Source organism: Streptomyces sp. 35G-GA-8 (assembly GCF_023534745.1).
In the GTDB taxonomy this organism is placed as follows: domain Bacteria; phylum Actinomycetota; class Actinomycetes; order Streptomycetales; family Streptomycetaceae; genus Streptomyces.
This window is the reverse complement of sequence record NZ_JAMHJQ010000017.1, coordinates 61,138-73,675: the sequence shown is the minus strand read 5'-3', so window position 1 is coordinate 73,675 and position 12,538 is coordinate 61,138. Positions and strand designations below refer to the sequence as shown.

At 69.7% G+C, this 12,538-nt stretch carries 12 protein-coding genes and 1 riboswitch; of the genes, 8 read left to right on the top strand and 4 right to left on the bottom strand.

The window, feature by feature from the left end:
• Window positions 1–34 precede the first annotated feature (34 nt).
• Window positions 35–511 (bottom strand): SsgA family sporulation/cell division regulator, encoded by a 477-nt coding sequence (locus M1203_RS32040; RefSeq protein ID WP_249953339.1) that lies wholly within the window; start codon window positions 509–511, stop codon window positions 35–37.
• A 314-nt stretch (window positions 512–825) separates the two neighbouring features.
• On the opposite strand from M1203_RS32040, the gene M1203_RS32035 reads away from it, so the two are divergent.
• A complete protein-coding gene (locus M1203_RS32035) occupies window positions 826–2,394 on the top strand; it encodes an RDD family protein (RefSeq protein ID WP_249953338.1) in 1,569 nt (522 codons plus the stop codon).
• 104 nt (window positions 2,395–2,498) lie between these two features.
• Window positions 2,499–3,224, top strand: a complete 726-nt coding sequence (locus M1203_RS32030; RefSeq protein ID WP_249953337.1) for an RDD family protein — start codon at window positions 2,499–2,501, stop codon at window positions 3,222–3,224.
• On the opposite strand, the gene M1203_RS32025 is transcribed toward M1203_RS32030, so the two are convergent.
• Complete coding sequence (locus tag M1203_RS32025; RefSeq protein WP_249953336.1) at window positions 3,210–3,509, bottom strand: hypothetical protein; 300 nt, start codon at window positions 3,507–3,509, stop codon at window positions 3,210–3,212. The two genes, M1203_RS32030 and M1203_RS32025, sit on opposite strands and share 15 nt — an antisense overlap.
• Before the next feature lie 434 nt (window positions 3,510–3,943).
• Between M1203_RS32025 and M1203_RS32020 the strand changes: the two genes are divergently transcribed.
• Window positions 3,944–6,358, top strand: a complete 2,415-nt coding sequence (locus M1203_RS32020) for an immune inhibitor A domain-containing protein (protein WP_249953335.1) — start codon at window positions 3,944–3,946, stop codon at window positions 6,356–6,358.
• 124 nt (window positions 6,359–6,482) lie between these two features.
• Window positions 6,483–6,803 (top strand): hypothetical protein, encoded by a 321-nt coding sequence (locus tag M1203_RS32015; RefSeq protein WP_249953334.1) that lies wholly within the window; start codon window positions 6,483–6,485, stop codon window positions 6,801–6,803.
• A gap of 102 nt (window positions 6,804–6,905) precedes the next feature.
• Here the strand turns inward: M1203_RS32015 and M1203_RS32010 are convergent, their stop codons facing one another.
• Together M1203_RS32010 and M1203_RS32005 are read right to left on the bottom strand one after the other, a co-directional pair.
• Complete coding sequence (locus tag M1203_RS32010) at window positions 6,906–7,508, bottom strand: isochorismatase family protein (protein ID WP_249953333.1); 603 nt, start codon at window positions 7,506–7,508, stop codon at window positions 6,906–6,908.
• A gap of 195 nt (window positions 7,509–7,703) precedes the next feature.
• Window positions 7,704–9,032: a nicotinate phosphoribosyltransferase gene (locus M1203_RS32005; RefSeq protein WP_249953332.1), complete on the bottom strand. Its 1,329-nt coding sequence runs from the start codon at window positions 9,030–9,032 to the stop codon at window positions 7,704–7,706.
• Between the two features lie 140 nt (window positions 9,033–9,172).
• Between M1203_RS32005 and clpS the strand changes: the two genes are divergently transcribed.
• The 4 genes from clpS (at window position 9,173) to M1203_RS31985 (ending at window position 12,354) form a co-directional block, all read left to right on the top strand.
• A complete protein-coding gene (clpS, locus tag M1203_RS32000) occupies window positions 9,173–9,478 on the top strand; it encodes an ATP-dependent Clp protease adapter ClpS (RefSeq protein ID WP_030355090.1) in 306 nt (101 codons plus the stop codon).
• Entirely contained in the window at window positions 9,478–10,056 is a 579-nt protein-coding gene (locus tag M1203_RS31995) for a DUF2017 domain-containing protein (RefSeq protein ID WP_249953331.1), read from the top strand. The genes clpS and M1203_RS31995 overlap by 1 nt, the downstream gene beginning before the upstream one ends.
• Before the next feature lie 334 nt (window positions 10,057–10,390).
• The gene (locus M1203_RS31990) at window positions 10,391–11,857 is read left to right on the top strand and encodes an amino acid permease (RefSeq protein ID WP_249953330.1); all 1,467 of its coding nucleotides are present in this window, start codon (window positions 10,391–10,393) and stop codon (window positions 11,855–11,857) included.
• Between the two features lie 83 nt (window positions 11,858–11,940).
• Window positions 11,941–12,354 carry a Mov34/MPN/PAD-1 family protein gene (locus M1203_RS31985; RefSeq protein ID WP_249953329.1) on the top strand — a complete coding sequence of 138 codons (414 nt, stop codon included), beginning with the start codon at window positions 11,941–11,943 and terminating at the stop codon, window positions 12,352–12,354.
• Between the two features lie 19 nt (window positions 12,355–12,373).
• Window positions 12,374–12,506, top strand: a riboswitch (cobalamin riboswitch).
• Window positions 12,507–12,538: the final 32 nt, after the last annotated feature.

Sequence of the window (12,538 nt, the reverse complement as noted above, 5' to 3'; positions counted from 1 at the left end):
CCCGCGCGCACCGGCGGGACTTTGAAGACACGACCTAGGCCTCGTCGTCCACCGACTCGTCCGAGGGCCAGGGGGCCCGCAGCCACAGATCGTCGGCCGGCGTCGGGGCCAGCAGCGCGGCCAGCCCGTCGTCGAGCCCGAGTTGCTCGGACTCCGTACCCGGCGGCACGATCCGCAGCGTCCGTTCCAGCCACGCGGACACCGCCGCGCAGGGCGCCTCCAGCAGCGCGTCGCCGTCGGGCGAGGAAAGGGCGACACAGAGGACGGTGCGCCCGTCGATTTTCGTCGGCCAGATCCGCACATCGCCGTGCCCGCAGGGCCTGAACACCCCTTCCACCAGCAGTTCGCGGGCGAAGGTCCAGTTCACGGGGGTGTCCGAGCCGATATGGAAGGTGATGTGCACGGCGTACGGATCGTCCGTGCGATAGACCAGCCGGGCCGGGACAGGGATGCCGCGCTCGGGCGACAGCACCAGATTCAGTTCCAGTTCGCGTTCCACCACGGTGTGCATGAGCGGCACTTCCTTTCCTGGCGAGCGGCCCGACGCGGGGGCCGTACCAGTGGAGAGGCGCTGCCCCGCCGACTATGACGCGACTTCGGCGATGAATTTTCCGGGACTTCCGGCTCGTTGCGGGCGGGGCACATGCGTACGGTGTCCCGTACGCCCTGACGAACGAATCCCACCCCGGGACTTCACGCTTCGCATCGGCGTCCGCGGTCCGCCGCGGGAACGCGGTCGTTTCTGCCGGTCTCCTTCCTCGGGGCCTCGTGTTCTTCGTTACTGTCCTCCTTGGACAATGGTGTGAGTGAACGGAGTTGGGGTCAGTGGCTACTCCTCCTGGTGACGGCGGGAACGTACCCCGGGAAGGGTTTTATCCGGACCCGTCCATCCCTGGATATGTCCGGTACTGGAACGGCGCCGCCTGGGTGCCCGGCACGAGTCGGCCCGCGCCGCAGGACGGTGAGGCGACGCCCGGTACCTCCCCGGCGACCCCGGCCACCTCCGCGCCGTCCGCCGCCGTCGAGGAGACCGGGCCGGTCTTCTTCGACGAGGACCCTCCCGAGGGACCCCGCCAGGAGCCCCGTCAGGAACCGGCGTCCGCGTGGCAGGCCGACGCCTCGCGGCAGACCGGCTTCGGCGGTGAGCGCGACGCCCGGGTGTCCTGGGGAGCGGCCCGGCCGGATCCGCGCGTTCCGGGCCCGGCGCCCGAGCCCGCCCGTGAACTGCCCGCGCCCACGCCCGGCGATCCGACCGGCGGCGCCCTGCCCGGGGTACGCGCTCTGGGTCCCGGCTCGGGCGCCGGCCCGGATTCCGGCTCCGGCGCCGGGTCCGGGTCCGATTTCGGCTCGGGCTCAGGGCCAGGTTCGGGCTCAGGTTCCGGCTCCGGCGACGGTCCACCGCTCACCGACGGCACGGTCACGATCCGCGCCCTGCGACGCGGCGTCAGGCCCGGCTCGGGAGAGGGCGCGGGCGCCGGCTCCGGGACCGGGACCGGCGGCGCCGAAGGCCCGGCCGATATGCGCAGGACACCGGCGCCTCACGAGGGCGGTCCGGGGGCCGTCGACAGCACCATGGCCATCCGCGCCCTGCGCGCCGCGCGCCGCGCGAAGGACGAGGACGCCCCGGCGGGCGCCACGGCGCGGTCCGAGGGCACCACGGCCCCCGGCGTGCCGGCCCAGGGCGCCGACGGCACGGGCCGGGTGGCGGAGCGGCCGAGGCTTCCCGGACCGCAGCACTCCCCGTCGGCGGGCGGTCAGCACGCGCCGGTCAGCCCCGGCGCCGGGGGCGGCGCCGCGTCCTGGGCCCAGCAGGCGCACCCGCTCGCGCGGCCCGATCAGCCGGACCAGCCCGTCGTGCCGTGGAAGCCGCCGGTCAACGACCCGTTCCTGCAAGCCGCGCAGGCTCAGGCGAACGCCAGGCCCGCGGCCCTCGGCAAGCGGTTCGCGGCCCGGCTGATCGACACCGTCGTGCTGGGCGCGATCGTCGGCGCCATCGCGTATCCGCTCGTCTCCAGGGCCCTCGCCCATATCGACGACAAGATCGCGGTGGCCGAGCGGACCGGGGAGACCGTCACGGTCTGGCTGCTCGACGGCACGACCGGGGCGTATCTGGGCGCCGCGCTCGCCGCGCTGCTGATCGTCGGGGCGCTGTACGAGGCGCTGCCGACCGCCAAATGGGGCCGTACGCTGGGCAAGAAGCTGTGCGGTCTCGACGTGCGGGACATCGAGTCCCATGAGGCCCCGGCGTTCGGCGCCGCCCTGCGCCGCTGGCTCGTCTACGGCGTGCTGGGGTTGCTCGTCGTGGGTGTCGTCAATGTGCTCTGGTGTCTGATCGACCGGCCCTGGCGGCAGTGCTGGCACGACAAGGCGGCCCGCACTTTCGTGTCCGGCTGAGCCGAGGCCGGTGACCTGACACTTGTCCCGTCACCGGCCGGGGCGTTCCTCCGAACGGCGGGCAAGCCGTTGCGGGCCCCTGCCCGGCGCGATGCACTGCCCGTATGAGCCATGATCAGCCGCCGCCCGGCGAGCCCCCGGAGGAAGACCCTTTCCTCAAGAAGCCGCAGGGGCCCCCGCCCGGGGAGCCTCCGCCCGAGGGGCCTCCGTCGTCGCAGGGCCCGCCGCGGGGGGGACCGTACGACTCCCCGTACGGTGCCCCCTACGGCGGCGCCGGTGGACAGCCGCCCCCGGGCTCGCCGTACGACTCGAACGCCTATGGCGGGGGACCGTACGGCGGCACGGATCCGCTCGCCGGGATGCCGCCGCTCGCTCCGTTCGGCACGCGGTTCCTGGCCCGGGTCATCGACGCCCTGATCATCTTCATCCCGCTGGGGATCGTGTCGCTGTTCGTCGGAGGCTGGAACACCGCGAACAACACCGGCGCGTGGGACGAGGTCACCAATCAGGTGAATACCGGCACGCAGTGGATCTGGTCGGTCATCTCGATCGTGCTGTACGTCGGCTACGACACCCTGATGAACCGGAAGTACGGGCAGACCCTCGGCAAGCGCTGGCTGAAGCTGCGTGTCGCGATGCTGAACGACGGCTCGGTCCCCGATACCGGCTCCGCGCTGCTGCGCGCGGCGGTGCTCTGGGTGCCGGCGCTGCTGTGCTGCCTCTGTATCTGGTGGGCCATCATCATCGTGTCGATCGTGACCAGCAGGCCCTACCGGCAGGGTCTGCACGACAAGGCCGCCAGGACGGTCGTGGTGTCAGCGGCGCAGTGAGTGCTGGCCCAGCCGGGCCTCGGCGCCCGGTACCGGCCTCGGGGCGCTTGTCGCCGGGGGCGTGGCGGGCCGCGGCGTGGGGGCCGTACGCGCCGTCGCGGTACGGCCGTTGGCCGAGCCGGCGGGGATGGTGACGGCGACCAGCAGCCCCAGGCTGAGGGCGGCGAGCCCGATCACCGCGATGCCAAGACCGGCGGTGGTGCCGGAGAGCATCAGCATGACGAGGGTGGAACAGACGACGGTGGCGGTGCCATAGGCGAGCTGTGCGGCAGTCGGACGCGGCATGGCGGAATCCGTCCCTCGGGGCGTCATATTCGGGGGTGTTGGGGTTTTCGGGGGTGTTGGGGGTATTGCGCATATCTCGCACGTACGCCGCAGGGCGGGTCGCACTGCCAAGCGACTCTACGACGGTGGATGCCCGAGCGGAGCGAGTAGTAAGCGTGACCTCACCCACGGTGCCGGTGCACGGGGGGCGCATCGAGTCACACCCCCCGCCAATGGGCCGGATCGGTGCGCTGGTTGTCCGAAATTCGCCTACTCCGGAGTCATGTCCGGATAGCGGAACTGGAAGGCCGCATAGTGCAGTTGGCCAGTTCAAGTCAAGGTCTGTCTTTTCTCCTTCAACTCCGGTCCAATGTCGTCACTTATGACGCGCATACGCGCGCGGATCCCTCACCCCCGGTCCGCGGATCGCGTGCGCCGGGGAGGAACAGCATCAAGTGATCAGAAATCGACGGGCGAGAAGACTGTCCGCGGTGATCGTGGCGCTGGCCGCGACCGCGGCGACGGCTTCAGCTTTCACCACGGCCCAGGCCCAGAGCAACCCCGCGTCCGGCTCCGCGGACATCGAGCGCCGTGACCCGGCGCCCCAGAAGGGCCATGTCGAGCACGACCTGGAAGGCCCGTTCAGCAAGCAGCAGGAACAGCAGCGCGAGGCGGCTCTCCAGCAGGTCATCGCCGGTGACGCCACCGTGCAGAAGCGCGGCGGCTCCCAGGTGGTCAAGCTCGACAACAAGAAGTACGTCGAGCTGGGCCGGGAGAAGACCGACAAGATCTTCACCATCCTCGTGGAGTTCGGCGACAAGGTCGACGACACCACCATGTACGACCCGGACGGTCCCGACGGACCGCTGCCGCCCGTCAAGAAGTACGGCGGCGAGCCCGGCCCCCTGCACAACGAGATAGCCGAGCCCGACCGCAAGGTCGACAACTCCACCGCCTGGCAGGCCGATTACAACCAGGCGCACTTCCAGGACCTCTACTTCGGCGAGGGCAAGGACGCGAGCGGCAAGCAGAAGGAGTCGCTCAAGACCTACTACGAGAAGACCTCTTCCGGCCGTTACTCGGTCGAGGGCGAGGTCTCCGACTGGGTCAAGGTCGACTACAACGAGGCCCGCTACGGCTCGAACTACTGCGGCAGCACCAACTGCGCCAACGTCTGGGACGCGGTGCGCGACGGCGTCAACGCCTGGACCGCGGACCAGAAGGCGCAGGGCAAGACGGACGCCGAGATCAAGGCGGACCTCGCCCAGTACGACCAGTGGGACCGCTACGACTTCGACAACGACGGCGACTTCAACGAGCCCGACGGCTACATCGATCACTTCCAGATCGTGCACGCGGGCGAGGACGAGTCGGCCGGCGGCGGCGTCCAGGGCGAGAACGCCCTGTGGGCCCACCGCTGGTACGCGTACGGCACCAACGCGGGCAGCACGGGTCCGGCCGACAACAAGGCCGGCGGTGCGCAGATCGGCGACACCGGCATCTGGGTCGGCGACTACACCATGCAGCCGGAGAACGGCGGCCTCGGTGTCTTCGCCCATGAGTACGGCCACGACCTGGGTCTGCCCGACCTGTACGACACCTCGGGCGGCGAGAACTCCACCGCCTTCTGGTCCCTGATGTCGTCGGGTTCCTGGCTGGGCACCGGCAAGGACGCGATTGGCGACCTGCCGGGCGACATGACCGCCTGGGACAAGCTCCAGCTCGGCTGGCTCAACTACGCCGAGGCCAAGGCCGCGACGAACTCCACCCACAAGCTGGGCGTCTCGGCGTACAACACCAAGAACCCGCAGGCGCTCGTCGTCGAGCTGCCCAAGAAGTCCACGACCACCAGCGTGGTGAAGCCCACCGAGGGCGCCAAGCAGTGGTGGAGCGACATGGGTGACGACCTCAAGAACACCCTCACCCGTTCGGTCGATCTGACCGGCAAGTCCACGGCGTCGCTGGAGCTCCAGGGCTGGTGGGACATCGAGGCCGACTACGACTACCTCTACACCGAGGTGTCGACGGACGGCGGTGCCAACTACACGCCGGTGGACGGCACGGCCGACGGCAAGTCGATTACGCGTGACGCCGCCGACAAGCCGGCGCTGACCGGTGTCTCGGGCGCCTACAAGAAGCTCGTCTTCCCGCTGGACGCCTACGCGGGCAAGAAGATCGACCTCCGCTTCCGCTACCAGACGGACGGCGGTGTGGCCGGCAAGGGCTTCGCCGCGGACGAGATCAACCTGACCGCCGACGGCGCGCCGGTGTTCACGGACAACGCCGAGGGCGACGACGCGGGCTGGACCGCGAAGGGCTTCTCGCGTATCGGTGAGTCCTTCACCCAGGACTACGACCAGTACTACATCGCCGAGAACCGTCAGTACGTCTCGTACGACAAGACCCTCAAGGTCGGCCCGTACAACTTCGGCTTCTCCGCGCCGCTCGACGGCAAGGTCGAGCACTTCGCGTACCAGCCCGGTCTGCTGATCTGGCAGTGGGACACCTCGCAGAAGGACAACAACACCAGCCAGCACCCGGGCGAGGGCCTGATCCTGCCGATCGACGCCCACGCCAAGCCGCTGAAGTGGGCGGACGGCACGCTGATGCGCAACAGGATCCAGTCGTACGACGCGGCGTTCAGCTGGTGGCCGACGTCCGGTCTGTCGCTGCACAAGGCGGACAAGCTGACGCGGATCGCGCCCCAGCTCGGTGTCCCGGTCTTCGACGACCGCAAGGGCACCTACTGGAGCGAGGAGAACAAGGGCGGAAGCGTCCGGGTAACTGACACGAACACCAAGATCAGCATCGTCAGCCAGCCCCTGGACGGGCAGACGATGACGGTCAAGGTGGGTCCCTCGACCAAGTAACCTCAAGTAACCGCAGGTCAAGTACGTGATCGGCCGTCGCCCTCTAGCGGGCGGCGGCCGATCGTGTTTAGGTGCGTCCTACGATCTCTTATTGACACGATGTCTCACGGGGGAGATGAAGGACATGGCAGGCGGAGGTTTCAGCAAGCTCCCGAACGGCACGGTGGTGGTGGCACTGACCCTGCCCAGCCCGGCGGCCGAGGGCGGTACGGTGCGCGTTCTGGTGCACGCCGCGAACCGGGCCCGCGCCCTGACCAGGCTGCGGAACCTGGGGCTGCGGGCGGTCTATCTGCGGGGCAACGCGGAGCCCCCGACACCGGACGAGATCACCGCGGTGCTGCATCACCCGGACGGCCTGCTGTGGCGGACCACACCGGAGTGTCTGGAGCAGCTCTGGCAGCCGATACGCGCGCTGCTGAGGCCCCCGGCGCGGGCGGGGTACTGACCGGGGTACCGACGGGCGTGCCGGAGGGGCCAGAGGGCCCGGGGCGGGGGCCGGGAGCGGTCGGGAAAGCCGGGGAAGCCCGGGGGAAGCCGGGGAAGCGTCTCAGGCGGCGTGGACGACCGGCCGCCCGGTCAGCTCAGCGCCCGCCTCCCGCAGCTCCTCCATGGCCCGCTCCGTGGTCTCCGGCTTCACGCCCGCGGTCAGATCGAGCAGGACGCGCGTGACGAAGCCCTCACGGACCGCGTCCAGGGCCGTGGCGCGTACGCAGTGGTCCATGGCGATACCGACCACATCGACCTCGGCGACCGCACGCGACCGCAGCCACTCCGCCAGCGGGACGCCGTTCTCGTCGGCGCCCTCGAAGCCGCTGTACGCCGCCGAGTACGCCCCCTTGTCGAAGACCGCGTCGATCGCGCCGGAGGCGACAGCCGGGGCGAAATTCGGGTGGAAACCCACGCCCTCCGTGCCCGCCACGCAGTGCACCGGCCAGGTGTGGACGAAGTCCGCGACGGCCGGGGGAGTCGCGAAGTGATCACCGGGGTCGATGTGGTGATCACGGGTGGCGACCACATACCGGTATCCGGGGGTCGCGCGGCCGATCAGATCGGTGACGGCGGCGGCCACCTCGGCACCACCCGCCACCGGGACGCTGCCGCCCTCACAGAAGTCGTTCTGCACGTCTACGACGATCAATGCGCGGTGCATGGCGGTCATCCTTCGATGGGGAGCGGGTGCCGGTGCGGGAGCGGGGAGCGGGCGCGGGCGACGGGGACTGTTCGGGGACGTTTTCGATCCTTGAGGGCGAGCCTAGAGACTCCGCTCCCGTGACGGCAGGGGGTCGGGGGGTGGGGCGTGTCGGCGGATTCCCCTTTTCCCACGGCTACCACCGCCCCGTCCGCCTCACACGTACTCGGTCGGGATCACGGGCTCGCCCCGCGACAGCTGGATCGCCGACATCGGCAGCCCCGCGCGCGCCGCGATATGCCGCTCGCGCACGGCGTCCAGCGGCTCGCGCGCGACGATCTCGCCGCCCTTGACCAGCTGCACCAGCAGCTGCCGGTCCAGCAGCTCCGGCGGTACGGGGCCCGTGCCGACCACCTCGGCCTCGGCGTACCCCTCGGCGTCCCGCCGGCGCGCGGCCCACTTGCGGCCGCCGATGGAGGTCTTGCCGCCCAGCGACTTCTTCGCCACGGGGTGCAGCGGGGCCTTCGGGTCGGCCGAGGTCGCACGGGCGACGATCTTGTACACCATCGAGCAGGTCGGATGCCCGCTGCCGGTGACCAGCTGGGTGCCGACGCCGTACGCGTCCACCGGCGCCGCCGCCAGCGAGGCGATCGCGTACTCGTCCAGGTCGGAGGTCACCACGATCTTGGTGTTCACCGCGCCCAGCTCGTCCAGCTGCTGCCGTACCCGGTGCGCGACCAGCAGAAGATCGCCGGAGTCGATCCGGACGGCGCCGAGTTCGGGGCCCGCGATCTCCACGGCGGTCCGTACGGCCTCGGCCACGTCGAACGTGTCGATGAGCAGCGTCGTCCCGCGGCCGAGCGAGTCGATCTGCGCCCGGAAGGCGTCCCGTTCGCTGTCGTGCAGGAGGGTGAACGCGTGCGCGCTGGTGCCCACCGTCGGAATGCCGTAGCGGAACCCGGCCGCCAGATCCGAGGTGGTGTCGAAACCTCCGACGTACGCGGCGCGCGACGCGGCGACGGCGGCCAGCTCGTGCGTACGGCGCGCGCCCATCTCTATGAGCCCGCGCCCGCTCGCCGCCGCCGCCATCCGGGAGGCCGCCGCGGCGATCGCCGAGTCATGGTTGAGGATCGACAGGATCACGGTCTCCAGCAGCACGCACTCGGCGAAGGAGCCCTCGACCCGCAGGATCGGCGAGCCCGGGAAGTACACCTCGCCCTCCGGATAGCCCCAGATGTCCCCGCTGAAGCGGTACGAGGCCAGCCACCCGAGGGTCGCCTCGTCCACGATCCCCTGCTCCCCGAGGAAGCCCAGGACATCCGCGTCGAACCGGAAGTTCTCCACGGCGTCCAGGACGCGTCCGGTGCCGGCCACGACCCCGTACCTGCGCCCCGCGGGCAGCCGCCGGGTGAAGACCTCGAAGACCGAGCGCCGGTCGGCCGTGCCACCCCGGAGCGCGGCCCGGAGCATCGTCAGCTCGTACTGATCGGTGAAGAGCGCGGTCGACGGGACAGCGACCGGCAATCCAAGGTCCGCAGTGTTCATAGGACGATGCTACCCAATACTCGTCACCTTGACGATTTCTCGTGGCCGTTTGTGCGACACGCCGCGACGGGTGGCAGCATGGTTCATGTGAGGCTGTGAATTCCGGCACGCCCCCGCAGAGAAGAAGGTCGTCCCGAACCGTGAGTGTTGCCCCGACTGAGATCGAACGCCCCGAATCGGCCGAGGAGACTTTCGCCGTCCCCGAACCCGACGTGCCCTGGGTGACGATCGTGCACAACGACCCGGTCAACCTGATGAGTTATGTGGCGTATGTCTTCCAGACCTATTTCGGCTATCCGAAGGACAAGGCGCACAAGCTGATGCTGGACGTCCACCACAAGGGCCGCGCGATCGTCTCCAGCGGCAGCCGCGAGGAGATGGAGCGCGACGTGCAGGCGATGCACGGATTCGGGCTGTGGGCCACCCTCTCGCAGGACCGCGCCTGATGGCCGGGCAGTTCGAGGCGATCCCGGGCGGTGGCGCCGCCGTCGCGCTCGACGAGGTCGAGATCTCGATCCTGCGCTCGCTCGCCGTGCAGCTGCTGGAGCTGATAGGGCCGGGCGACGAGCCGGCCCAGGGCGAGGACCCGCTCGCCTCGCTCTTCAGCGAGGGCCCCAGCGAGCCGCCCGCCGATCCGGCGCTGGCCCGGCTCTTCCCGGACGCGTACGGCGATGACGACGACGAACTGCGCGAGTTCTCCTCGGAGTTCAGACGGTTCACGGAGAACGACCTGCGCGGCCGCAAGCGGGAGGACGGCATGGCGCTGGTCCGCACGCTGGACGCGCTCGCCGTGGAGGAGGGGGGCGCGGCCGTACTCAAGCTGACCTCCGACGACTGCCGGCACTGGCTCGGCGCGCTCAACGATCTGCGGCTGACCATCGGCACGCGCCTGGAGGTCTCCGACGAGGACGAGGGCGGCGAGCTGTACCGGCTGCCCGACTCCGATCCGCGCAAGCCGATGGTGATGGCGTACCTCTGGCTCGGCGCGCTCCAGGAGTCCCTCGTCGAAACCCTCATGCCCTGACTCCCGTGTGTCATATGCCCGTTCCCGGAAGGCCGTCTTCCGTACGCTCAGGTGACGCTCAATTCGCCATAACGATCCCGTCACCGCTCCGGCGACCTTTGCGGTTCGCGGTGCGATTCGTCCGCTTCTCCCTGTGGCCTGCGCCACAGAGTGCTCCGCTGAACGCCCGGTCCGCCGTGATAGATCTGCACGACCCCCCGGGGACGCCACCCCTGTCCCCGGGGGTGCTTCGGCCGGCCGACCGCCGGCGGCACTCCATCCATATCCGGGGGGATCGGGAACTGGTCCGCGGCCGAGCACGGCGCGGATCTGCATGGAGAAAGGGCGCACGACCATGACCTCTGCGCAGGTCGACAAGGAGTACGGCGGCGACGGGACCGCCGGAGGACCGACGGGTGGCAGCGCCCCGGAGGAGGGCTACGAGCGCGGGCTCGGCAGCCGTCAGGTCCAGATGATCGCCATCGGCGGCGCCATCGGCGTCGGGCTCTTCATGGGTGCCGGAGCGAATATCGCCAAGGCCGGACCCAGCATCATCCTCATGTACGCCCTCGCCGGCGTCGTGATCTTCTTCATCATGCGGGCGCTCGGCGAGCTGCTCCTCTACCGGCCGGTCTCCGGCTCCTTCGCGGAGTACGCCAGAGAGTTCCTCGGTCCGTTCTTCGGCTTCGCCACGGGCTGGACGTACTGGCTGATGTGGGTCGTCACCGGGATGGCGGAACTGACCGCCGCGGCCATCTACATCCACTTCTGGTTCCCGCAGATCCCCCAGTGGGTCAGTGCCCTGGTCTTCCTGGTGGTGCTCTTCGGCGTCAACCTGATCTCGGTGAAGATCTTCGGCGAGGTCGAGTTCTGGTTCTCGATGATCAAGGTCACCGCGATCATCGGAATGATCGTCATCGGTCTCGGTGTGCTCACCCTCGGCTTCTCCGACGCCGGTGACACCGCCGCCGCCTCCAACCTCTGGGCACACGACGGGATCTTCCCCAACGGCATCGGCTCCAGCCTGATGACCCTTCAGGGCGTGATGTTCGCCTATCTCGCCGTCGAGCTGGTCGGCGTCACCGCGGGCGAGTCCGAGAACCCGGAGAAGACCCTCCCCAAGGCGATCAACACACTGCCCTGGCGCATCATCGTCTTCTACGTGGGCGCGCTGACTGTCATCCTCGCGGTCGTCAAGTGGACCGAGTTCTCGGCGGGCGCCAGCCCCTTCGTCCACGCCTTCGAGAAGATGGGCATCCCGCTCGCGGCCGGCATCGTCAACTTCGTGGTGCTGACCGCCGCGCTCTCGTCCTGCAACTCGGGCATGTACTCCACCGGCCGGATGCTGCGCGACCTCGCCGCCAACAGCGAGGCGCCGAAGCTCTTCGGCAGGCTCAACTCCCGCAAGACCCCGGCGTTCGGCATCACCGTCTCCGTCGCCCTCATGGGCATCGGTGTGGTCCTCAACTACATCGTCCCGGAGAAGGCCTTCGGCTATGTGACGTCCGTGGCCACCGCCGCCGGTGTCTGGACCTGGATGATGATCCTGCTCAGCCATATCCGCTACCGCCGCGGGGTACGGGCGGGCCGGCTGCCCGCCTCGTCGTTCCCCGCCCCGGGCGGTTCGGTGTTCAGCTGGGTCGCCGTGGGCTTCCTGGCCCTGGTCACCTGTCTGATCGCGTACGACGAGGACGCGCGGATCTCCCTCTATGTGGGGGCGGTCTGGGCGGTCGGTCTCCTGATCGGCTGGCAGCTCCTCAAGCGCCGCGCCCCGCGCGCCACGGTGGGCGACCCCGCCAGGGAGTACGCCTCCGCGGAATAGCCCGCCGAGACCGTGACGGCCCCTGGAACCGGAAGACTCCCTCCCGGATCCGGGGGCCGTGCTCGTCCCTTTATATTCTCTCCATGCTCACCATCACCCAGGCCCTGCACGACAAGATCGTCGAGCACGCGCGCGCCGACCATCCCGACGAGGCGTGCGGCGTGGTCGCGGGTCCCGCCGGGACCGGCCGGGCCGAGCGGTTCATCCCCATGCTCAACGCCGCACGCTCGCCCACCTTCTACGAGTTCGACTCGGCGGATCTGCTCAAGCTCTACCGGGACATGGACGACCGCGACGAAGAGCCGGTGATCATCTACCACTCGCACACCGCGACCGAGGCGTACCCCTCCCGTACGGACATCACCTACGCCAACGAGCCGGGCGCGCACTACGTCCTCGTCTCCACCGCCGATCACGACGACGCGGGCCCCTTCCAGTTCCGCTCGTACCGCATCGTCGAGGGCGAGGTCACGGAAGAGGACGTCGAGATCGTCTGAGGCGCTGATCGCGGCGCTCGGACTGTCTGACAAACTGAGCGCCGAACCGAGGCGGTGGGGATCAGGAAGCCGGTGTGAATCCGGCGCGGTCCCGCCACTGTGACCAAGCCCAGCTTGGCAGCCAGGAACTGACCTGCCGCCCTTCTCCCACCAGCCAGGGGACGCGGAAATCCCCCGGAGGAGG